At 54.2% G+C, this 21,456-nt stretch carries 19 protein-coding genes; 13 read left to right on the forward strand and 6 right to left on the reverse strand.

What is annotated here, in order from left to right:
* Positions 1 to 44 precede the first annotated feature (44 nt).
* The 5 genes from pspD to ACMV5H_RS13840 all read left to right on the forward strand — a co-directional run bounded on the left by pspD (position 45) and on the right by ACMV5H_RS13840 (position 5,624).
* Positions 45 to 311 (forward strand): phage shock protein PspD, encoded by a 267-nt coding sequence (gene pspD / locus ACMV5H_RS13820; protein ID WP_021182062.1) that lies wholly within the window; start codon positions 45 to 47, stop codon positions 309 to 311.
* Complete coding sequence (locus ACMV5H_RS13825; protein ID WP_021806545.1) at positions 292 to 1,689, forward strand: YcjX family protein; 1,398 nt, start codon at positions 292 to 294, stop codon at positions 1,687 to 1,689. The genes pspD and ACMV5H_RS13825 overlap by 20 nt, the downstream gene beginning before the upstream one ends.
* Positions 1,686 to 2,744 carry a TIGR01620 family protein gene (locus ACMV5H_RS13830; protein ID WP_414821982.1) on the forward strand — a complete coding sequence of 353 codons (1,059 nt, stop codon included), beginning with the start codon at positions 1,686 to 1,688 and terminating at the stop codon, positions 2,742 to 2,744. The genes ACMV5H_RS13825 and ACMV5H_RS13830 overlap by 4 nt, the downstream gene beginning before the upstream one ends.
* Before the next feature lie 277 nt (positions 2,745 to 3,021).
* Positions 3,022 to 4,215 (forward strand): M20 aminoacylase family protein, encoded by a 1,194-nt coding sequence (locus ACMV5H_RS13835; protein ID WP_414821983.1) that lies wholly within the window; start codon positions 3,022 to 3,024, stop codon positions 4,213 to 4,215.
* A gap of 125 nt (positions 4,216 to 4,340) precedes the next feature.
* Positions 4,341 to 5,624 carry an MFS transporter gene (locus ACMV5H_RS13840; protein WP_037375979.1) on the forward strand — a complete coding sequence of 428 codons (1,284 nt, stop codon included), beginning with the start codon at positions 4,341 to 4,343 and terminating at the stop codon, positions 5,622 to 5,624.
* Positions 5,625 to 5,746: 122 nt separating this feature from the next.
* On the opposite strand, the gene ACMV5H_RS13845 is transcribed toward ACMV5H_RS13840, so the two are convergent.
* On the reverse strand, positions 5,747 to 6,112 hold the full coding sequence (locus ACMV5H_RS13845) for a hypothetical protein (RefSeq protein ID WP_179251646.1): 366 nt from the start codon (positions 6,110 to 6,112) through the stop codon (positions 5,747 to 5,749).
* 355 nt (positions 6,113 to 6,467) lie between these two features.
* Here ACMV5H_RS13845 and tyrR point away from each other — a divergent pair, with 355 nt between their 5' ends.
* Positions 6,468 to 8,039 carry a transcriptional regulator TyrR gene (tyrR, locus tag ACMV5H_RS13850; protein WP_021806540.1) on the forward strand — a complete coding sequence of 524 codons (1,572 nt, stop codon included), beginning with the start codon at positions 6,468 to 6,470 and terminating at the stop codon, positions 8,037 to 8,039.
* Positions 8,040 to 8,103: 64 nt separating this feature from the next.
* On the opposite strand, the gene tpx is transcribed toward tyrR, so the two are convergent.
* On the reverse strand, positions 8,104 to 8,607 hold the full coding sequence (tpx, locus tag ACMV5H_RS13855; RefSeq protein WP_414821984.1) for a thiol peroxidase: 504 nt from the start codon (positions 8,605 to 8,607) through the stop codon (positions 8,104 to 8,106).
* 167 nt (positions 8,608 to 8,774) lie between these two features.
* On the opposite strand from tpx, the gene ycjG reads away from it, so the two are divergent.
* The gene (gene ycjG / locus ACMV5H_RS13860) at positions 8,775 to 9,746 is read left to right on the forward strand and encodes an L-Ala-D/L-Glu epimerase (RefSeq protein ID WP_209527162.1); all 972 of its coding nucleotides are present in this window, start codon (positions 8,775 to 8,777) and stop codon (positions 9,744 to 9,746) included.
* On the opposite strand, the gene mpaA is transcribed toward ycjG, so the two are convergent.
* On the reverse strand, positions 9,743 to 10,450 hold the full coding sequence (gene mpaA, locus ACMV5H_RS13865) for a murein tripeptide amidase MpaA (protein WP_021806537.1): 708 nt from the start codon (positions 10,448 to 10,450) through the stop codon (positions 9,743 to 9,745). The two genes, ycjG and mpaA, sit on opposite strands and share 4 nt — an antisense overlap.
* 147 nt (positions 10,451 to 10,597) lie before the next feature.
* Here mpaA and ACMV5H_RS13870 point away from each other — a divergent pair, with 147 nt between their 5' ends.
* From ACMV5H_RS13870 to zntB, 3 genes are all read left to right on the forward strand, one after another.
* Entirely contained in the window at positions 10,598 to 10,948 is a 351-nt protein-coding gene (locus tag ACMV5H_RS13870; protein ID WP_021182239.1) for a hypothetical protein, read from the forward strand.
* Between the two features lie 160 nt (positions 10,949 to 11,108).
* Positions 11,109 to 12,743: a peptide ABC transporter substrate-binding protein gene (locus ACMV5H_RS13875; RefSeq protein WP_414821985.1), complete on the forward strand. Its 1,635-nt coding sequence runs from the start codon at positions 11,109 to 11,111 to the stop codon at positions 12,741 to 12,743.
* Between the two features lie 141 nt (positions 12,744 to 12,884).
* Positions 12,885 to 13,868, forward strand: coding sequence for a zinc transporter ZntB (gene zntB, locus ACMV5H_RS13880; protein WP_414821986.1), 984 nt, complete (start codon positions 12,885 to 12,887; stop codon positions 13,866 to 13,868).
* A 328-nt stretch (positions 13,869 to 14,196) separates the two neighbouring features.
* On the opposite strand, the gene ACMV5H_RS13885 is transcribed toward zntB, so the two are convergent.
* Positions 14,197 to 14,595: a VOC family protein gene (locus ACMV5H_RS13885; protein ID WP_094981310.1), complete on the reverse strand. Its 399-nt coding sequence runs from the start codon at positions 14,593 to 14,595 to the stop codon at positions 14,197 to 14,199.
* A 140-nt stretch (positions 14,596 to 14,735) separates the two neighbouring features.
* A complete protein-coding gene (ttcA, locus tag ACMV5H_RS13890; RefSeq protein ID WP_059200917.1) occupies positions 14,736 to 15,677 on the reverse strand; it encodes a tRNA 2-thiocytidine(32) synthetase TtcA in 942 nt (313 codons plus the stop codon).
* Positions 15,678 to 15,825: 148 nt separating this feature from the next.
* Between ttcA and ACMV5H_RS13895 the strand changes: the two genes are divergently transcribed.
* A complete protein-coding gene (locus ACMV5H_RS13895) occupies positions 15,826 to 16,401 on the forward strand; it encodes a hypothetical protein (RefSeq protein WP_186486424.1) in 576 nt (191 codons plus the stop codon).
* Between the two features lie 100 nt (positions 16,402 to 16,501).
* Here the strand turns inward: ACMV5H_RS13895 and nifJ are convergent, their stop codons facing one another.
* Positions 16,502 to 20,035, reverse strand: coding sequence for a pyruvate:ferredoxin (flavodoxin) oxidoreductase (nifJ, locus tag ACMV5H_RS13900; protein WP_414821987.1), 3,534 nt, complete (start codon positions 20,033 to 20,035; stop codon positions 16,502 to 16,504).
* 251 nt (positions 20,036 to 20,286) lie between these two features.
* On the opposite strand from nifJ, the gene ACMV5H_RS13905 reads away from it, so the two are divergent.
* Positions 20,287 to 20,619, forward strand: a complete 333-nt coding sequence (locus ACMV5H_RS13905; RefSeq protein WP_059200914.1) for an SMR family transporter — start codon at positions 20,287 to 20,289, stop codon at positions 20,617 to 20,619.
* 246 nt (positions 20,620 to 20,865) lie between these two features.
* Positions 20,866 to 21,123, forward strand: coding sequence for a DUF333 domain-containing protein (locus tag ACMV5H_RS13910; protein WP_021177845.1), 258 nt, complete (start codon positions 20,866 to 20,868; stop codon positions 21,121 to 21,123).
* Positions 21,124 to 21,456 lie beyond the last annotated feature (333 nt).

Consider the following 21,456-nt stretch of genomic DNA (forward strand, 5'->3'; position numbering starts at 1 on the left):
ATTGCACCGACTTTTTCCCCAACATTTGCCAGAGGGCAGCAACCATGAGTAAAACCTATGCGATTAATGCCCCAAAAACCGCTTCACCAAAATGGGGAGTAGGTGCATTGTTGAAGACCTTGTCGAAAGTCATCATCATAGCGCTAATGAGTTATGGCCCGGCGGGGGCAACCGCGTGGTTGCTGAAAACCGTCAGCCGCAAACCGCTGCGTTACGTGTTGGCCCTGTTGCTGGAACCGCTGGTTCGCAAAGGGCTGAACAAGGCGTTCGGGCGCTATGCCAAGGAGAACAATGAAACGACTGCAAAATGAGTTAACTTCGCTGGTCAATCGCGGGATGGATCGTCATCTGCGGCTGGCAGTCACCGGCTTGAGCCGCAGCGGTAAGACGGCGTTTATCACCGGATTGGTCAATCAATTACTCCATGTTCACAGCGGCGCACGTATGCCGCTGTTTTCCCCTGTGCGGGAAGAAAGGCTGTTGGGGGTGAAGCGCATTCCTCAACGCGACCTCGGTATCCAACGTTTCACCTACGATGAAGGCCTGGCACAGCTGTATGGCAATCCGCCAAGTTGGCCAACGCCAACCCGTGGCGTCAGCGAAATCCGCCTGGCGCTGCGCTATCGCTCCAATGATTCACTACTGCGCCATTTTAAAGAAACCTCCACGCTGTATCTGGAGATCGTCGACTATCCGGGCGAATGGCTGCTGGATTTGCCGATGCTGGAACAGGACTACCTGGCCTGGTCACGTCAGATGGCTGGGTTGTTGCAGGGCGACCGCGCGCGCTGGGCCGAGCCTTGGCTGGCCTTGTGCAAAGATCTCGATCCGTTGGCCCCGGCGGATGAAAACAAGCTGGCGGCAATCGCCCAGGCTTATACCGACTACCTGCTGCGCTGTAAGGCCGAAGGATTGCACTTTATCCAACCTGGGCGCTTTGTGCTGCCTGGCGATATGGCCGGAGCGCCTGCGCTGCAGTTCTTCCCGTGGCCGAACGTCGATGCGGCAGGGGAATCGCGCCTGGCACAGGCGGACAAACATACCAATGCGGGCATGTTGCGCGCCCGTTTTAACTATTACTGCCAGTCGATCGTCAAGGCGTTTTATAAAGAGCACTTTGTGCGTTTCGATCGCCAGATCGTGCTGGTGGACTGCCTGCAACCGCTCAACAGCGGGCCGCAGGCGTTTAATGATATGCGTTTGGCGCTGACTCAGTTGATGCAAAGTTTCCACTACGGCAAGCGCACGCTGTTCCGCCGCCTGTTTTCACCGACCATCGACAAACTGATGTTTGCGGCAACCAAGGCGGACCATATCACCGCCGATCAGCATGCCAATCTGGTTTCGCTGTTACAGCAACTGGTACAGGAAGCCTGGCAGAACGCTGCGTTTGAAGGCATCAGCATGGACTGCGTCGGCCTGGCTTCGGTACAGGCGACCGAAAGCGGCATTGTCGATCATCATGGGCAGCCGATACCGGCATTGAAAGGCCACCGTCTGGACGATGGCGCACCGCTGACGGTCTTCCCCGGCGAAGTGCCTGCTCGCCTGCCTGGCCCGGCGTTCTGGCAGCAACAAGGGTTCCATTTTGACCAGTTCCGCCCACGTATGATGAGCGTTGACAGTCCGTTACCGCATATCCGTCTGGACGCGGTGATGGAGTTTTTATTGGGAGATAAATTACGATGAGCGAGCCGTTAAAACCGCGTATCGATTTTGCCGAGCCGTTGCAGCCGCCACAGGAACCGGTGTTGCGCGCAGGCTTGGAATTTGACGAACAGCAAGCCGAGAAATTCTATCCGGCAGCGCCAGAGATGGAGCTGGAAGAGGAGGAAGGGCGCGCGGAAGGCATTGTTAACGCCGCGTTGAAACCCAAGCGCAGCCTGTGGCGCAAAATGGTTAACGCCGGGTTGATGCTGTTTGGCGTCAGCGTAGTAGCTCAAGGTGTCCAGTGGGTGCATACCTCCTGGGTGCAGCAGGATTGGATTGCGCTGGGTGGTGGGATCGCCGGTGGGTTGATCGTCTTCGCCGGTATCGGTTCGGTGGTCGGGGAATGGCGCAGGCTATACCGCCAACGCCAACGGGCAGAAGAGCGTGACGAAGCTCGGGAACTGCTGCACAGTCACGGCCTGGGGAGAGGGCGCGAGTTTTGTGAAAAGCTGGCGCGTCAGGCCGGGTTGGATCAAGGGCACCCCGCATTGCAACGCTGGCAGGCTTCATTACATGAAACCCAGAACGACCGCGAAGTGGTTGCGCTGTATGCCAAGCTGGTGCAGCCGGTGTTAGATAATCAGGCGCGGCGCGAAATCAGCCGTTCGGCGGCAGAGTCGACGCTGATGATCGCCGTCAGCCCTTTGGCCTTGGTGGACATGGCCTTTATCGCCTGGCGCAATATCCGCCTGATTAACCGCATTGCGGCCCTGTATGGCATCGAACTGGGCTATTTCAGCCGTATTCGTCTGTTCCGTCTGGTGTTGCTGAATATCGCCTTTGCTGGTGCTTCTGAACTGGTGCGGGAAGTGGGCATGGACTGGATGTCGCAGGATATTGCGGCGCGGTTGTCTGCGCGGGCAGCGCAGGGGATTGGGGCAGGTCTGTTGACGGCGCGATTGGGCATCAAGGCGATGGAACTGTGCCGCCCGTTACCCTGGTTAGAAGGCGATAAGCCAAAACTGGGTGATTTCCGTGGTCAATTGATTAACCAACTGAAAGACACCATGAAAAAAGGTCAAAGCAAGGTCTGACTCCACCAGGCTGCGTCAATCAGACGCAGCCTGGTGGCCGCACCGTCCAAAACTCCCTTCTTTTTGTACACCGCTGCAACACCCATTAATTGTTAATGATAAGTTAATCAAGTGTTTGTTTTGCGGTCTTGGTCACGAAAAATCCCACGGTCCGCGGCAAAGAAGACGGTATATTTGACTAACAATTAATCTGAATATCTGACTACGCCAGCGGGTAATCCCGCCGTATTCACTTGCTGCTTCAGCACCAAGACATCAATCCCAAGGACAGGAGGTAATGAACATGCCGCACCGTGAGCCGAATTTAGAGACCTTCCAACCCTATGCCGATGAAAGCCAAACCCTCCGTCGACATATTCATCAATACCCTGAACTGGGATTTGAGGAACGACAAACCGCCGATCTGGTGGCGGGAAAGCTTGAGGCGTGGGGGTATCGGGTGACACGTGGGCTCGGTATCACCGGCCTGGTTGGGACGCTGAAAAGAGGTAACAGCCCCCGCACGTTAGGTATTCGGGCAGATATGGATGCCTTGCCGATCCTGGAAAATACGCAACTCCCTTACAGCAGTCAGCACGAAGGCATCATGCATGCCTGTGGGCATGACGGCCACACCGCGATGTTGCTTGGTGCGGCACATTATCTGGCCGATCACGCCTGTTTCGATGGCACCTTGCATCTCATTTTTCAACCTGCAGAAGAGGGGTTGGCAGGTGCCCAGAAGATGATCGACGATGGCCTGTTTAAACGCTTCCCCTGTGACGCCGTTTTTGCCATGCACAACATGCCGGGCTTCCCGCAGGGGCAGTTTGTCTTTGGTGAGGGGGCGTTTATGGCTTCCAGTGATACGGTCACCATCACCATTCACGGCAAAGGGGGCCATGGAGCGATGCCGAAAGGCACCGTTGATGCCGTGGTCGTCGGAGCTAGCATTGTGATGGCATTGCAGACGATCGTCGCGCGTAATTTGGGAGCGCAAGAGCCGGGCGTGATCACCGTAGGTTCATTCCAGTCAGGCATGGCCAGTAATGTCATCGCCGACTCTGCGGTATTAAAACTCAGTGTACGCGCGTTGGATCCGCAAGTCAGGGAGCTGTTGGAAGAGCGCATCAAGACGTTAGTGGCGGCCCAGGCGGCCTCATATGGTGCCAGGATCGATATTGACTATGATCACACCTATCCCGTGTTGGTTAACCAACCGGAGATGACCCGTTTTGCCAAGCAGGTGGCGCAAAATTTAATGGGTGAAAGCCATCCGCAGCAGGTAATTGATATTCCAGAACCGTTGATGGGCAGCGAAGACTTTGCCTTTATGCTGAACCAGTGCCCTGGCAGTTATTTACTATTAGGTAACGGCAAGGGTGAAAACAGCTGCATGGTACATAACCCCGGCTATGATTTTAATGATGAAATTATACTCAGAGGGATCGCCTATTGGTCTGCGTTGACGCAGGAATTCCTGAAGGAATAAACCTCGGCCTTTAATAACTTGCTAATGCTACTGAATTTGTCGGGGTCGAACATGTTTGATCCTGGCATAACATCGATTATCTGGACGGACGCCGCATGTGGCGTTCCTACATAAAAGGACAGGCCATGGATAGCGTCAAGGAAAGAAAGTCCCCGGCTAGGGCCATTGTGGCTACCACGTTAGGCAATGGCTTAGAGTTTTTTGATTTGGTGCTTTACGCATTTTTTGCGACCTACATTGCAAAAGCTTATTTCCCCGCGACAGATCCTTTGGTGAGCATGACGATGACCTTCCTGATCTTTGGGATGGGTTATCTTGCCAGGCCGCTGGGGGCGCTGGTCATCGGCCATTATGCCGATAAAAAAGGGCGCAAGCCCGCCATGACGCTGACGTTCCTGTTGATGGGGCTCAGTACCCTGACGATTGGTATCACCCCGTCATATGAGAGCATCGGGACTGCGGCCCCGATCATTATTACCCTGGCCAGGCTGATGCAAGGCTTCTCCGCAGGCGGTGAGTTAGGCGCATCAACCACCCTGCTGGTGGAGTATGCTAAACCCCATAATCGCGGGTTTTACGGGGGATGGCAGGTCGCGAGCCAAGGTGCGGGCAACGTATTTGCCGCCATGACGTTGGTGATCCTGGTCAATTGTATGCCAGAGGCGAGTGTGGAAGCCTGGGGTTGGCGTATTCCGTTTCTGTTTGGCATCGTGATTGTTCCGGTCGGGCTGTATATTCGCTTTAAGCTGGAAGAAACCGCCACTCACACCTTACCAACGGCCAGCGAAAGCGTCAGCAAAATCCCCCTGCTGGAAGTGATAACTACCTACTATAAAGAAACCTTGGCGGGAATTTTGCTGACGATGGGGGGAACCATTCCGCATATGATCATCATGTTTTATATTCCCAACTACGCCATCAGCATATTAAAGCTGGATACCAGCTATAGCATGTTGATTGGTGCCGTCGCCGGTTTGATTACGTTGATTGGTGGCCCGCTGGCCGGGATGTGGTCAGATAAGGTCGGCAGAGTTCGGTTGATTGCGTGGGCGAGAATAGCGATTGTTGTACTGATTTATCCTGCCTTTTATTTACTCAGCACTCACCCCAGTGTTGAAATGCTGTTTGCAGTGATGATTGTGCTGAGCATTATCAATATTATCGGTGCTTCGCCTTCCATCACCATTTTGCCGGAAATATTCCCAAGACGGGTAAGAACCACCGGGTTATCGTTGGTGTATAGCGTTGCCGTGGGGATCTTTGGTGGTTTCTCATTATCGGCGGCTTCCTATCTAATCAAGCTAACCGGCAATACTACGGCTCCGGCGTTTTACGTGATTGCTGGCTGTGTTTTATCGCTGTTTGCCTTCCTGTACATCAAGGAAACCAGCCAGACGCCGCTCAATTAATGACCTCCCCCTGCAACCCTCTCAATGAGCGAGAGGGGTTGCTCTTTTGGGTAAGCAAGGTTACTTGGACACCCACGATCATGCGGCTGAACAGGTCTTCTATCAGGACGCTTAAAGCATCATTACCATTTATAGCCCATGTTCACGCTGTAATCAGGATCCTGATTGGTGGAGTAGGGATCGGACTGGCGCAGGCGATCGGTTTTTTTCACCGGGCCATTAAGCCTAGAATACGATTTGTCGCGTGGGCGGCTGCAGCTGGGATGGTCGCATTCAAGATTGGCACTGAAGCCGGTTTCATCTTTTGATTCTGACCAAACCATTGGTGCCTTGGCAGTTTTTTCTGCGGGCCCTGGTGTCGTCTTGGGGGCGGGGGCGTCTTTAATGCTGGGTTCCGGCGCCTTGTAGGATAGGTCCAGCGCCTGGGTTGGGGCGCTCAACAACAGCGTGGTGCAGCAGAATGCTGCCAGTGTATGCTTTCTAAGCATGGTCAATTTCCCGTTAATAGTTACTCTGCGCAACTATAAAATAGTCAGACGAGAATTACTATCATTTGTAACCAGTGAGGTCGCTTTTTTTAGTTTGTAACCACAGATTGACGAAAGAACATCCGCCTGTAATCGCGTGATAATCCGCTGCCAAAATAATGCTGAATGTAATAACTCTCTAGAAATAAGCTAAAATTACGTCGATGGTGTTATTGGCTGGCGTTTAAAACCGCTAATAGCAGTGATAAACTGGAGCTCTGTCAACTTTTGCTGACAGATCGCTTCTTCCTTCCGGGGGGAGAGGTTATCATCATCACCAGACATCCCCGCACCTGCAGAGATAAGGCCAATACTGATGCGTTTGGAAGTATTTTGCGAAGACCGTCTCGGTCTCACTCGAGAATTACTCGATCTTTTGGTATCGCGCAGTATCGACCTGCGCGGCATCGAAATAGATCCTATCGGCCGTATTTACCTCAATTTTTCCCAGCTGGATTTTGATACCTTCCGCGCGCTGATGGCGGAGATCCGGCGCATCAGCGGTGTGACCGATGTGCGCACCGTTAACTTTATGCCTTCTGAACGTGAACACCGTGCGTTACGTGCGTTGCTGGAGTCGATGCCGGAACCGGTGTTTTCCATCGATATGAAAGGCAAGGTGGAGCTGACTAACCCGGCGGCCCAGACGCTGTTCAACTTCAGCGAAGACAAGATCCGCAATCAAACGGCGAGCCAGCTGATTGGCGGCTATAACTTCAGCCGCTGGCTGGAGAGTGAAGACACTAAGCCGCATTCCGAGCGGGTGGTGATCCGCAGCCAGGATTTCCTGATGGATATCACCCCGATCTATCTGGAAGATGAGCAACAACAGAATTCCCCTGTGGGCGCCGTGGTCATGCTCAAATCCACCGCCCGCATGGGCCGCCAACTGCAGAACCTGTCGGTCAATGATGATACCGAGTTTGACCATATTGTCGCCGTCAGCCCGAAGATGCGCCACGTGCTGGAGCAGGCGCGCAAGTTGGCCATGCTGGATGCCCCATTGCTGATTGTGGGCGATACCGGCACGGGGAAAGATATTTTGGCGCGGGCCTGCCACCTGCGCAGCCCACGTGGCAAACAGCCGTTCTTGGCGCTGAATTGTGCCGCCTTGCCGGACGATGTGGTGGAGAGCGAACTGTTTGGCCATGCGCCGGGCGCTTATCCGAATGCGTTGGAAGGCAAGAAGGGCTTCTTTGAGCAGGCCAACGGTGGTTCGGTGCTGCTCGATGAGATTGGCGAAATGTCGCCGCGCATGCAAACCAAACTGCTGCGTTTCCTCAACGATGGTACTTTCCGTCGAGTAGGGGAAGAGCATGAGGTGCATGTGGATGTCCGGGTGATCTGTGCCACGCAGAAAAACCTGACCGAACTGGTGCAGCGCGGTGAATTCCGTGAAGATCTCTATTACCGCTTGAACGTGCTGACCATCACCATCCCACCGCTGCGCGAACGCCCGCAGGATATCATGCCGCTCACCGAGCTGTTTGTGGCGCGTTTTGCCGATGAACAAGGGGTCGCCAGGCCGAAACTGGCCAACGATCTCAGTAGCTTCCTCTGCAAGTACGGCTGGCCGGGCAACGTGCGACAGTTGAAGAACGCCATCTATCGTGCTCTGACCCAAACGGACGGTTACGAGCTGCGCCCGCAAGATATCATTCTGCCGGATTTTGAGGTGGAGATAGCGTTAGGGGATGAAGTGATGGAAGGCTCGCTGGATGATATCAGCAAGCGTTTTGAACGCTCGGTGCTGACTCGTCTGTATCGCACTTATCCCAGCACCCGCAAACTTGCCAAGCGCTTGGGCGTCTCGCATACGGCAATTGCCAATAAGCTGCGGGAATACGGGCTGAGCAATCGCAAGCTGACCGACGACAGCGAAGAATAGCGCTACTTTATTTCAGGTATAAAAAAGCCCGGTTTATAAACCGGGCTTTTTGGTATTTGCAGGCTTATTTCAGCGCGGCAAGCGCGGCATCATAATCTGGCTCGGTGGTAATTTCGTTTACCAGCTCGCTATACAGCACGTTGTCCTGGCCATCCAGCACCACCACGGCGCGTGCGGTCAGACCGGCCAACGGGCCTTCGGCAATCTCTACACCATACGCCTGCTTGAAATCACCGCCGCGCAGGGTAGACAGAGTAACCACGTTGTTCAGGCCTTCTGCACCGCAGAAGCGTGACTGGGCGAACGGCAGGTCGGAAGAGATACACAGGACCATGGTGTTATCCAGGCCACTCGCCAACTGGTTGAATTTACGCACCGATGCGGCACAGACGCCGGTATCAATGCTTGGGAAGATGTTCAGGACTTTGCGTTTACCCACGAAGCTGCTCAGGGCAACGTCTGACAGGTCTTTGGCAACCAGGTTAAAGCTTTTTGCCTGCTCGCCCTGCTGTGGCAGTTTGCCTGCTACAGTGACAGGGTTGCCTTGAAAATGTACGGTCTGAGTCATTGCTCGGTTCCTTTCAACGATGTTTATACAAAGATGTGAAGCCGATTAACACCGGGTTCACAATCTCGAAGCAGTTTAAGGCAACAATCGCACCTTGGATAGATAAAGTTTATCAACTGCAGGTATAGTGGACTGACTTTATGTGGTTTTTTCGCTCGGGAGCCGTTATGAGAAGCATGCGTTTTTACCCTGAAGCCTGGCCATTGCATACCGCCTTTGTGATCGCACGCGGTAGCCGGACCGAAGCCAAAGTCGTGGTGGTAGAGATTGAACAGCAGGGGATGTGCGGTGTCGGTGAATGCACCCCTTATCCGCGCTATGGCGAGAGCGAAACCTCAGTGATGGAGCAGCTGGCCGAAGTGTCCACGGCCATCGCACAAGGGGTAACCCGGCAGGAGTTGCAGCGCCTGATGCCCGCAGGGGCGGCTCGTAACGCGGTCGATTCGGCATTATGGGATTTGGAATGCCGCCTTGCGGGCAAAGATCTGTGGCAATTGAGCGGAGTTACCGCGCCGGAACGAGTAGTGATGGCGCAAACGCTCAGCATTGGCTCGCCGGAAGCGATGGCGTTTGCCGCTAAAGAGCTGGAACAACAGGGCGCGACGCTGCTGAAAATCAAGCTCGACGATCACCTGATCAGCGAAAGGCTGGTGGCGATCCGCACGGCGGTGCCGCAGATGACGTTGATCGTCGATGCCAATGAATCCTGGCAGGCGGAAGGTTTGGCATCGCGTTGCCAACTGCTGGCGGATTTAGGCGTGGCGATGCTGGAGCAACCCTTACCGGCCAGCGACGACAGCGCCCTGGAAAACTTCATCCATCCATTACCGATTTGCGCTGACGAGAGCTGCCATACCAGCGGCGATCTGCCTCGGTTGGTGGGGCGTTATCAGATGGTCAATATCAAGCTGGATAAAACCGGTGGGCTGACCGAAGGATTACAGCTTGCCACACAGGCGCGCGCGCAGGGCTTCGAGATCATGCTTGGCTGTATGCTCTGCACCTCAAGAGCCATTACGGCGGCGTTGCCGTTGGTGCCTGGCGCCCGTTTTGTGGATCTCGATGGCCCAACCTGGCTGGCAAAAGACGTAGTGCCCGGTTTGGCCTTTGAGTGCGGTGCTATTGAGCTTTCACGCTAGTCAGCATAGGTCAGCAACTCGACCATGGCGGCAAGGTAGTCTTCACTAGCGGCGTCGGCTGAGATCGGCGGGAACTCGGCGGTGATGCAGGGCAAGGACAAGTCTGCGCACCAACTGCCGAATGAACCCGGGGTTTCATAGCCAACGCTGGTCACCAGCGGCAGGGCAAACTTATGCGCCAGCCAAACGCCCAGCGCGGAGCTTTCCGGATCTTCTATACAGGCCAATGGCTCATGGAAGGACACCACCCAGCGTGGCTTCAGGCGATGGATCAGATGGCATAATCCCTGGGTTTCCGGTTCGGAACCTGGCCTGCCGCCGGTGGAGAGCCGCACGTCACGAGCCTCCGCCGCGCTGTTCCAACGGTAGACCGTATCGCCTGAGCGCCAGTTGGCCGACGGGAAATTACGGTTCAGATCGACGCCGTTGGCATTGGAGCGCAGCCCAAGCTGGCAACCATCCGGATTGACCGCCAGGATCACATGATGGCGCAGTTGGGCGGGGGCGATACTGCGCAATGCGCAGGATAACGTCACCACTGCGGCAGTCTCGTCCCCGTGGGTGCCTGCAATCACCAACCCGGTATCCGGGCCGCTTCTGGCCGCCGGGAAATACAGCAGTGGGGCGCCTAACATCGATTTACCGTAAGTTTCACCTGCAACTGCCAGCTGGCCACGCTCACTGCGCGGTCTGTGTTGGGTCATGGGGTTTCCCTTTAAGCCAAAGTCAGAAAGAAATGCGATGTTATTGAGTGTATTACGCTTTCGCTCATCTTTCCCAGTCTGTTAAGCGAATAAAGTGATGTCTATTGTTATACTATCGGCAAGTGCTAACGATAAAGAGGATTTAACATGCCAGTTGCCAGAATAGTCGCGCGTTATAGCGAAAACGAAAAAGACACCATCACCCTACTGTGCGGCGTGGATGCAGAAAACCAGATCCGCCAGGGTGAATGGTTTGGCGTAGTGAAAAATGACGATGGGCGTGGTGACGAGTCCAACTATCCGTTCACCTTGCACGTGGATCATCAGAAAGGGGAGTTTTTCCTCGATTATGGTTTTGACGACGCCGAATCACGCCAGTTGCAAAAAACCGATATCCATCTCAACCCGTTGGTAGAGAAAGGCTATTTCACCATCTTCGATGAAGAAGAAGGGGAAGAGTTCAGCTATAAGATCGCCAGTATTCATCTTTACGACTGATCCTGCCTAAGCAATCAGCCCGCATTGCCGATAATGGCTGCGGGCTTTTTTTTGGATCAAACATCCACTTTTTACATTCTTGTTACGCCAGGCTATAGGTGGCGGGCATCTTTGTGCTATATGATAAAAAATTCATGGGGTTAACTGGGGCATATCTAACATGACGAGAAGAAAAATTCTGGCGAGTTTTCGTTTAACGCTTTGCGCGGTCACCATCAGCGCGGGTATTAGTGGTGCTATGGCAGCTCAGGTTCCCCCTGGTACCGCTCTGGCGGAGAAACAGGAGATCGTGCGGCACATCAAAGATGAGCCGGCGTCGCTCGATCCGATTAAAGCCGTGGGCCTACCAGAAGCGCAGGTGGCACGCGATCTGTTTGAAGGGCTGGTGAATCAGGACGCGCATGGCAAAGTGATCCCCGGTGTCGCCACCCGCTGGCAGACCTCGGATAACCAGACCTATATCTTCACGCTGCGCAAAGATGCCCGCTGGTCCAACGGTGACCCTGTCACGGCGAAAGACTTCGTTTATAGCTGGCAACGGCTGGTCGATCCGAAAAGCCTGTCGCCGTTTGCCTGGTTTGCTCAGCTAGCCGGGATCCAGAATGCCGAAGAGATTATCGCCGGTAAGCTCCCCATCGATAAGCTTGGCGTGGTGGCAGTGGATGACCATACGCTAAAAGTGCAGTTGAACAAGCCTGTGCCCTATTTTGTCAGCCTGACGGCGAACTTCAGCCTGTTCCCAGTCCCTAAAGCCGTGGTTGAGCAATACGGCAACGATTGGACCAAAGTGGGTAATCTGGTAGGCAACGGCGCATTCAAACTGCAAGAGCGAGTGGTTAACGAGAAACTGGTACTGGTGCCGAACAACCATTATTGGGATCATAAACACACGGTGTTGACCAAGGTGACCTTTGTACCGATCAACCAGGAATCTAACGCCACTAAGCGTTATCAGGCTGGTGATATCGATATTACCGAATCCTTCCCGAAAAACATGTACCAGAAGCTGTTGAAGGATATCCCAGACCAGGTTTACACGCCGGATCAACTCGGCACTTATTACTACGCGTTCAATACCCAACGTGCGCCAACCAATGACGTACGGGTGCGCAAAGCCTTGTCTTACGCTATCGATCGTAAAATCATCGCCGAAAAAGTGCTGGGCACCGGCGAGAAACCGGCCTACCACTTCACCCCTGATGTCACTGCGGGCTTTAAGCCGGAAACCAGCCTGCTGCAGCAACAGTCGCAGGAAGAGTTGAACGAGCAAGCCAAGGCGCTGATGCAGGCGGCAGGTTATGGCCCGAACCATCCCCTGAAATTGACCCTGCTGTATAACACCTCAGAGAGCCACCAAAAGATTGCCATTGCCGTGGCGTCAATGTGGAAGCAAACCTTGGGCGTTGACGTTAAATTGCAAAATCAGGAGTGGAAAACCTATATCGACAGCCGTAACACCGGCAATTTCGACGTGGTTCGCGCCTCCTGGGTGGGGGATTACAACGAGGCCTCGACCTTCCTGTCACTGCTGACCTCTTCACACAGCGGGAATATCGCCAAATTTAACAGCCCGCAATACGACCGTCTGTTGACCGATGCCAGTCGCGAGACTAATCCAACGGCGTTAACCGCGGATTATAACAAGGCCGAGCAGATGATTGCGGCCGAGGCTCCGATCGCCCCGATCTATCAATATACCAACGGGCGTCTGATCAAGCCTTGGGTGAAAGGTTACCCAATCACTAACCCAGAAGATGTCGCCTACAGTCAGGAAATGTATATTCTGAAACATTGATGTTCAGAGTCCTGACGCCTGCCCAAGCCCTCGCCAACGCGGGGGCTTTTTACTTTAAGATCCCGTTATGGCGTTGCCACTTTGATCCCTAAGGCAATAACGCTAGACTCTGTATCAACGGCAAAATAATGAGGGTTTTGAATGGATGTCATTGAGGGGCGCGAACTGCAGGTGCCCGACGCGGTCTATGCCTATCAACTCGACGGCAAGGGTGGCACCACGCCAATTGAGAATGACGATAAGATCACCAGCAAGGAGCCGTGCTGGCTGCATCTGGACTACGCCCACCCGGCCAGCGCCGAGTGGCTTGCCAACACGCCTCTGCTGCCGGATCTGGTAAGACAAGCGCTGGCGGGGGAAAGCACCCGACCACGCGTCACCCGGTTGGGCGACGGGACGCTGATCACGCTGCGTGGCATCAATTTCAACACGGACTCGCGGCCTGACCAACTGGTGACGTTCCGCGTTTATATCAACGATAAGATGATTATCTCCACCCGCCATCGTAAGGTCTACTCGATCGATGAGGTGGTCAATGAATTGCGCAATGGCCAGGGGCCGATTAATAGCGGTAACTGGCTGGTAGAAATCGCTGATGCTCTCACCGATCACACCAGTGAATTCATCGAAGATCTGCATGACAAGATCATCGATCTGGAAGATGCACTATTAGAGCAGCAAATCCCTGAGCGTGGGCAATTGGCGCTGATCCGCAAACAGTTGATTGTGCTTCGCCGCTACATGGCGCCACAGCGCGATGTTTTCTCGCGTTTAGCAAGTGACCGCCTACCGTGGATGAATGACGATGAGCGCCGCCGCATGCAGGACATTGCCGATCGCCTGGGGCGCGGATTAGATGATCTGGATGGCAGTATCGCCCGTACGGCGATCCTGTCTGATGAGATTACTACCGTGATGGCCGATGCCATGAACCGCCGTACTTACACCATGTCGCTGATGGCGATGGTCTTCCTGCCAACCACTTTCCTGACCGGGCTGTTCGGAGTCAACCTGGGGGGGATCCCAGGCAGCGGTAGCCCGCTGGCGTTTGCCTCTTTCTGCTTTATGTTAGTGGCATTGGTCGGGGGCGTTGCCTGGTGGCTGAGGCGTAGCCGCTGGTTGTAACGACAAATAGTGGCGAAAACGCGAGTAAAGTTGAGCAGTATCAACATTTGCTTACGCGAACTACGGCATTCTTACTCCCGCAGGTGAATGCAACGTCAAGCGATGGGCGTTGCGCTCCATAATTGTTTTATTTACTTATTTTTAGAATTATTGCATAGCACATTTAATTCAATACGATGCCGGTTTAATCACCGGCATTTTTTTATGTTTTTTTCCCTTTGGCGAATCCCAAACAACCGGCTCACTCCGTAGGGGCGCTGCATGCTGCGCCCAGTTAGCGACATGCCGTCCAAGATCGCCCAATTAACAACACGTCGCCTCGATTAGGCTAAGCCGCGCTTTCGTCCCAGAAGCTGGCCTCTATCTTGTGGCCATCCAGATCGCGGACGAAACAGCCGTAATAGGCGGCACCGTAATGTGGCCGTGACCCCGGTGCACCGTCTTCTTGTGCCCCTGCGGCTACCGCCTGCTGATAAAACTCATCAACCTGCTGCTTGCTGGTGGCAAAGAAGCCAACATGTACGCCGTTCGCGGTGCCTGCGGGTTTGCCATCTATCGGCAGTTGCAACCAAAATTCAGGATAGTCACGGCCATAGCCGATAGCGCCAGGGTGTTCCAGCACGCGTCGGCAGCCTAACGCCCCGAGAACCCGGTCGTAAAACTGTGCAGCGGCATCGAAATTGTTGGTTCCCAGCGAGACGTGGGAAAGGCAGGGGGTGATATTCATCGTTGGTCTCCTTTGACTGTATAAATAAACAGTATAAGGTAAAAGCCGCACTGTCAGGCACTTTATGCGTGAATTGTGAACAGGATCTAACATTAAGCGGAGAAAAAACCTCCGCCTGCGGGCACAGGCGGAGAGAGGGACTATTTGATTTCCAGCACGTTCAGGCGTTCAAACGCGGGCGAGCCGTTGTCATCCGAGTCTTCCGGCTGCCAACCCACCGGCTGCAGCGGAATATCTTCACGGTCAAACGCCAAATCGCCACCATCGACGACTTCGCTGCCGTGGTGAATACCTTTGAAGTCAAACAGTTCGGTATCGCACAGATGCGAAGGCACCACGTTCTGCATGGCACTGAACATGGTTTCGATGCGGCCTGGGTAGCGTTTGTCCCAGTCGCGCAGCATATCGCCGATCACCTGGCGTTGCAGGTTTGGCTGTGAACCACACAGGTTGCACGGGATAATCGGGAATTCTTTCGCTACCGAGAAACGCTCGATGTCTTTCTCGCGGCAATAGGCCAGCGGGCGGATCACCACGTGTTTACCATCGTCGCTCATCAACTTGGGTGGCATACCTTTCAGCTTGCCGCCGTAGAACATGTTGAGGAACAGCGTTTGCAGGATATCGTCACGGTGGTGGCCAAGGGCAATCTTGGTGGCACCCAGCTCGGTGGCGGTACGGTAAAGGATACCGCGGCGCAGGCGTGAACACAGCGAGCAGGTGGTTTTGCCTTCCGGGATCTTATCCTTCACGATGCTGTAGGTGTTTTCTTCAACGATCTTATATTCCACCCCCAGGCTTTCCAGATAGGCTGGCAGGATGTGCTCGGGGAAGCCGGGCTGTTTCTGATCGAGATTCACCGCGACCAATGAGAAATTCACCGGAGCGCTTTTTTGCAGATTGCGCAGGATTTCCAGCATGGTATAGCTGTCTTTCCCGCCGGACAGGCAAACCATGATGCGATCGCCTTCCTCAATCATGTTGTAGGCGGCGATAGCTTCACCCACGTTGCGGCGCAGGCGTTTTTGCAGTTTGTTCAGGTTGTACTGAGCTTTTTGGCTAATTGTTTGATTTTCTGACATTTAAATCGTGCTCGTTCTCATTTGGGTGCGCTACGGCGGTATGACACTTTTAGCGGGCAAGTTTAGCATTCTCTGGGAGGATTTGGTCATTATTCGTTTGAGCTGTGGTAATGTCAGGTCAAGGCTCATAGCCATTCAGGGATAGACTGTGGTTGGCATCGCAACAGATTTAAAGGATCTCCTCGCAAAGACGAGACCTGATTTTACCATTCAAAACTTACGTGACTTCACTGACTGGGCTGAACAGAGGGTATTGGCTGGTGATCCTTCTAGCAATTTGCTGATATTGGCTTCGCTAGGGCTGGACAAGGATTTAGTCAGGGAAGAGGTACAAACTTATTTTGCTGCATACCTCAAAGATATCGGTAAGCCCTATCCAGATAGCTTGGAGGCCACGGTCTACTATTTTCGACGATGCTTTAAGATTTTGGCCTGGTCTGAGGATGAAAATGTCGTTTGGGGCGCGTTAATCGACACGTTCGATCGCTGGTATGATTTTGATAGCCCAATGTTAAGTCGAATTGTTAACTATTGGAATGGAGTCCGAAGCGATTTCGTTGATTGCTTTGATGAGGAGTATGGTTATTTACATGTTATGTTCCCAAGGCACTTCGACATTCCACGTCAAAAACAGTGTGATTACATCAGGGCAACCGCAAAGCGCTTTTTCTGGCTCTTGGAGTGCGAATACACTTGCTCACTGATATTAAAAAACAGCTCGTAAGTGTTCAGGTGACCACGATCGTTTGTATGGGCGTAGCATGCAGCGCTTCTTCATGGCGAACCAGAGCAAAAAAGGGCGCGAAACCGCGCCCTCAAAAGTGTTACTCCGAAGCTGCCTTCTCCGACTTCCCAGCCAGCAGGCTTAGGAAATCATATTTCTCCTTCAGCTCTTTTTCTGCTGCTTCATACAGCGCGGCGGCAACCTCAGGCTGCTGCGTGTTGAGGCGGCGGAAACGCTGTTCCTTGTTCAATGTCGCCGTCAGCTCACTGTTCGGTGGCCGGGAGTCCAGCGCCAACGCGGCTTTGCCTTCCGCAGTACGACGTGGATCGAAGCGATACAGCGGCCAGAAGCCGGTCGCGGTTAGCTGCCGCATCTGGTCGTGGCTCAGTGCCAGATCGTAACCGTGTTCCTCACAAGGGCTGTAGGCGATGATCAGGGAAGGGCCGGGATAGGCTTCCGCTTCCTGAATCGCTTTCACCGTTTGGTTAAGCTGCGCCCCCAACGAGATCTGCGCAACATACACATGGCCGTACATCATCATGCTGACGCCAAGATCCTTACGAGCCTTGCGCTTGCCGTGTTCACCAAACTTGGTCACGGCCCCCAGTGGAGTGGCCTTGGATTGTTGCCCGCCGGTATTGGAGTAGCACTGCGTATCCAGCACCAACACGTTGACGTTTTCCGTCAGGCTCAGCACATGATCCAGACCGCCGAAGCCGATATCGTAGGCCCAGCCGTCACCGCCGATCAGCCAGATAGACTTATCTACCAGATAGTCGGCATCGGTAGCTAGCTGACGGGCGTCGTTACCTGCCACGTTAGCCAACAGGCTACGTAATTCGGCGATCTGCTGGCGGCGCGGGCCGGTGGCGATCTCGTCTGCCTGCAATGAGGCCACCAACTGGGCAGGTAATTGCGGAGCCAAGGTATCGAGCAGGCGCAATACGCGGCGGCGGTGCTGATCCACCGTCAGGCGGAAGCCCAGACCAAATTCGGCATTATCCTCAAACAGCGAGTTTGCCCAGGCTGGGCCACGGCCATCGGCGTTGGTGGTGTAAGGCGTGGTGGGCAGGTTACCGCCATAGATAGAAGAACAGCCGGTGGCGTTGGCAATCAGCAACCGGTCGCCATATAGCTGGGTCAGCAGCTTGATATACGGCGTTTCGCCACAGCCGGAACAGGCACCCGAATATTCAAACAGCGGAGAGATCAGCTGTGAGGTGCGGATATCGATGCGTTCCAACTGCGAGGCGTCGATCTCTGGCAGTTGCAGGAAGAAGTCATAATGAGCCTTTTCCTCTGCCAGATGATCGAGGCGGGATGCCATATTGATCGCCTTGATTTCCGGGTTCTGGCGATCTTTCGCCGGGCAAACCTCTACGCACAGGTTACAGCCGGTGCAATCTTCAGGGGCGACCTGCAATACGTATTTCTGGCCGCGCATATCACGGGATTTTACATCCAGCGATTGCAGCGTGGCAGGGGCGTACTCCATGGCTTCTGGTGGAACCACTTTGGCGCGAATGGCAGAATGCGGGCAGGCGGCGACGCAGTGGTTACACTGGGTACACAGGTCCGGCTGCCAGATCGGCACTTCTTCGGCGATATTGCGTTTTTCCCACTGCGTGGTGCCTACAGGCCAGGTGCCGTCCGGCGGGAATGCAGAAACCGGCAGGGTATCGCCCAGCCCCGCCAGCATCACGGCGGTAACGGTTTTGACAAAATACGGCGCGGCGTCGGAAACCACCGGTGGACGTATCGGACTGTTGCTGTCGAGTGGGCGCAGCGGGATTTCCGTCAGCTCACTCAGCGTGGCGCCCAAGGCCTGCCAGTTACGTTCGACCACCTCTTGGCCCTTGTTGCTGTAGCTGCGGGCAATCGCTCCCTGTAGCTCCTGCAACGCCACTTCACCCGGCAGGATCTTTGTCAGATGGAAGAAGGCCATCTGCATAACGGTATTGATGCGGGCACCCAAATGACATTCGCGCGCCAGCTTGGCCGCGTTGATGATGTAAAGCTTTGCCTGGCGCTGATGCAGGATCGCCTGGACCTCCTGCGGCAGGCGCGACCAGACTTCATCCGCGCTATAAGGGGTATTAAGCAGGAAAATACCGCCAGGTTTTAGCCGCTCCACCATTTGATACTTGTCGATAAACTGCCATTGGTGGCAACCGACAAAGTCGGCGCGGTCGATAAGATACGCCGAATTGATCGGCTTATCGCTAACCCGCAGGTGTGACACGGTCAGGCCGCCGGCCTTTTTCGAGTCGTAGACAAAGTAGCCTTGGGCAAACATCGGCGTGCTGTTGCCGATAATTTTGATGTTGTTCTTGGTGGCAGAAACCGAGCCATCGCTGCCCAAACCATAGAACAGCGCCTCCAGCGAGGCCCGCTGAGGGAGCGTTTCTTCGTGGAGCGGTAGTGACAGACCGGTAATATCGTCGAAAATACCCACGGTAAAACGGGGGCGGGGCTTATCCAGCATCAACTCGCGGAAAATGGCCAACGTGCAGTCTGGGCCAAACTCCTTGGAAGACAGCCCATAGCGCCCGCCAATCACCATCGGCATGCTGGCGCGTTCGCCACGGCTAAAGGCTTCTGCCAGCGCGGTCATTACATCCAGGTATAAAGGCTCGGCCAGAGCACCCGGTTCTTTGGTGCGGTCAAGTACCGCAATTTTTTGTGCGCTTTCCGGCAGTACGGCGAGCAGATGTTTGGCGGAGAAAGGACGGTAAAGCCGGACTTTAAGGACGCCCACTTTTTCACCGCGCGTCAGCAGATGGTCGATCGCTTCTTCACAGGTACCGATGGCGGACCCCATCAGGATCACCACGCGTTCGGCCTGCGGGTGGCCGTAATACTCAAACGGCTGATAGCTGCGGCCGGTGATGGCCGCAAACTTGTCCATCGCCTGCTGCACATGCTGGTAAGTATTGGCGTACCACGGATTGGTCGCTTCCCGCGATTGGAAGTAGGTATCCGGGTTGGCTGACGTGCCGCGTATGACGGGATGATCCGGTGAGAGAGCCCGGCTGCGGTGGGCGTCGATGGCGTCCTGCGGCATCATCTGCTGTAGCGTTTTGTCGCTCAGCGGGGCGATCTTGTTGATTTCGTGCGAGGTGCGGAAACCATCGAAGAAATGGATGAACGGCAGGCGACTGTTTAGCGTGGCCGTCTGGGCGATCAACGCGAAATCCTGCGCTTCTTGCACGTTGCTGGCGCACAGCATGGCGCAACCGGTTTGGCGTACGGCCATCACGTCGGAGTGATCGCCAAAGATGGATAATGCATGAGTGGCGACGGTGCGAGCGGCAACGTGCAGGACAAATGGCGTTAGCTCCCCGGCCAGCTTATACAGCGAAGGGATCATCAACAGCAATCCCTGGGACGAGGTGAAGGAGGTGGAAAGTGCGCCGGTTTGCAACGCACCGTGCACGGTAGCAATGGCTCCGCCTTCGGACTGCATTTCCACCACGTTGGGGACGTCGCCCCAAATGTTTTTCCTGCCGTCACTGGACCAGGCAGCGGTTTGTTCCGCCATGGTCGAACTCGGGGTAATTGGGTAAATGGCAATCACTTCACTGGTGCGATAAGCCACGGAAGCGACAGCGTTATTACCATCTGTAGTAATCATCTGCAGTACCTTTCTGTGCTCACAAAGCTGCAAAAGTCAGCTTCTTATAATCATCAGTAAAGTCTAACAGAGGGGGTTATTTGTGCTTTATCGCATTTGTGTGGCGCACAAAATCTGGATGTAAGGTGATATTTCGTTAAAAAATAATTACTATTTGCAGCGTAATGGTAAAGCGTTGCCGCGATGTAACGCTAATTTAATCTCCGCGTCCTAATATTGATGTGACGCGAAACAGAAAGAAGAAGTTGAAAATGACCGCATTTATCTATTTAGCCATGGCGATTATCGCCGAAGTGATTGCCACCACCTTGCTGAAAGCCTCTGAAGGGTTTACCCGCTTGTGGCCATCGGTGTTTGTCGTGTTGGGTTACGCGGTAGCATTTTGGGGGCTTTCGATGGTGGTAAAAACCATGCCGCTAGGGATTGTCTATGCCCTCTGGTCGGGATTGGGGATCGTGCTGGTGTCGATTGCCGCGGTGTTTATTTACCAGCAAAAGCTGGATTTGCCTGCGGTGGTTGGTATGGGGCTGATTATTGCCGGAGTGTTGGTGATTAATCTGCTGTCCAAGTCGGCAGGGCACTGATCGGGAGCGAAATGCTTTCAGGTCAAAAAAAAGCCAAATTAATGGCTAATCATATTTCTATTATTAAGCTAACAAGCTAGATTACTAAAGTTGTCTTTCCGGTTGCCGCTTGATGATGAGCAGGCGGCAACTTGAAGCTCAACGGGTGGACATCAAAGATAACCAAACGGGCCCATCGTTCCAGTGGCTCGGGTTATCAGCAATGGCAAAATTACACAGCATCGTTTCGGTTCAGGGGTATGAATAATGATCACAGCAAAATGGCTGCTTGCCGGCGCCATACTCTCTTTGGCTGCCTGCAGCAGCAATAACGACCAAGAACCACAGCAGATCGCCACCAGTGCCAATATTGGTGCGATACCTACCAGCGAAAGCTGTGCCAGCGTGGGCGGGGTAACCACCATTGCCCATTCGCTCAACGGCGATACGCTCAGAATGTGTCAGATGCCGAACGGCAAACAGTGCGAAGAGTCGGCGCTGGGCCGTGGAGCCTGTTCCCGGTAAGTCCAATTTATCCCGGACGTAGCGTGCGACAGATTGGCAACCGTTGTTACCTTCATCACCGTGCCAGCTCCTCTCCCTTTGAGAGAGTCGGTGTTGGGCCGTGGAGCCTGTTCCCGGTAAGTCCATTTTATCCCGGACGTAGCGTGCTACAGGTTGGCAACCGTTGTTACCTTCATCACCGTGACAGCTCCCTCTCCCTTTGGGAGTGTACAGACCGGGGACATGGTAGACAGGTGTTCAAGGACATGGTGAACACTTTTTAACATCCTTTACCCATGATGATCGACCTATTTCTCAGGTCGATCATCCCCACTTTCGTGCTGTACCACCATA

The sequence above is a fragment of the Serratia sp. N21D137 genome, from assembly GCF_047530005.1.
GTDB lineage: Bacteria > Pseudomonadota > Gammaproteobacteria > Enterobacterales > Enterobacteriaceae > Chania > Chania fonticola_B.

Excerpts from the sequence above, each read along its gene's own strand:
- pspD (WP_021182062.1), top strand. The coding sequence starts at position 45 with ATGAGTAAAACCTATGCGATTAATGCCCCAAAAACCGCTTCACCAAAA.
- ACMV5H_RS13825 (WP_021806545.1), top strand. The coding sequence starts at position 292 with ATGAAACGACTGCAAAATGAGTTAACTTCGCTGGTCAATCGCGGGATG.
- ACMV5H_RS13830 (WP_414821982.1), top strand. The coding sequence starts at position 1,686 with ATGAGCGAGCCGTTAAAACCGCGTATCGATTTTGCCGAGCCGTTGCAG.
- ACMV5H_RS13835 (WP_414821983.1), top strand. The coding sequence starts at position 3,022 with ATGAACATGCCGCACCGTGAGCCGAATTTAGAGACCTTCCAACCCTAT.
- ACMV5H_RS13840 (WP_037375979.1), top strand. The coding sequence starts at position 4,341 with ATGGATAGCGTCAAGGAAAGAAAGTCCCCGGCTAGGGCCATTGTGGCT.
- ACMV5H_RS13845 (WP_179251646.1), bottom strand. The coding sequence starts at position 6,112 with ATGCTTAGAAAGCATACACTGGCAGCATTCTGCTGCACCACGCTGTTG.
- tyrR (WP_021806540.1), top strand. The coding sequence starts at position 6,468 with ATGCGTTTGGAAGTATTTTGCGAAGACCGTCTCGGTCTCACTCGAGAA.
- tpx (WP_414821984.1), bottom strand. The coding sequence starts at position 8,607 with ATGACTCAGACCGTACATTTTCAAGGCAACCCTGTCACTGTAGCAGGC.
- ycjG (WP_209527162.1), top strand. The coding sequence starts at position 8,775 with ATGAGAAGCATGCGTTTTTACCCTGAAGCCTGGCCATTGCATACCGCC.
- mpaA (WP_021806537.1), bottom strand. The coding sequence starts at position 10,450 with ATGACCCAACACAGACCGCGCAGTGAGCGTGGCCAGCTGGCAGTTGCA.
- ACMV5H_RS13870 (WP_021182239.1), top strand. The coding sequence starts at position 10,598 with ATGCCAGTTGCCAGAATAGTCGCGCGTTATAGCGAAAACGAAAAAGAC.
- ACMV5H_RS13875 (WP_414821985.1), top strand. The coding sequence starts at position 11,109 with ATGACGAGAAGAAAAATTCTGGCGAGTTTTCGTTTAACGCTTTGCGCG.
- zntB (WP_414821986.1), top strand. The coding sequence starts at position 12,885 with ATGGATGTCATTGAGGGGCGCGAACTGCAGGTGCCCGACGCGGTCTAT.
- ACMV5H_RS13885 (WP_094981310.1), bottom strand. The coding sequence starts at position 14,595 with ATGAATATCACCCCCTGCCTTTCCCACGTCTCGCTGGGAACCAACAAT.
- ttcA (WP_059200917.1), bottom strand. The coding sequence starts at position 15,677 with ATGTCAGAAAATCAAACAATTAGCCAAAAAGCTCAGTACAACCTGAAC.
- nifJ (WP_414821987.1), bottom strand. The coding sequence starts at position 20,035 with ATGATTACTACAGATGGTAATAACGCTGTCGCTTCCGTGGCTTATCGC.
- ACMV5H_RS13905 (WP_059200914.1), top strand. The coding sequence starts at position 20,287 with ATGACCGCATTTATCTATTTAGCCATGGCGATTATCGCCGAAGTGATT.
- ACMV5H_RS13910 (WP_021177845.1), top strand. The coding sequence starts at position 20,866 with ATGATCACAGCAAAATGGCTGCTTGCCGGCGCCATACTCTCTTTGGCT.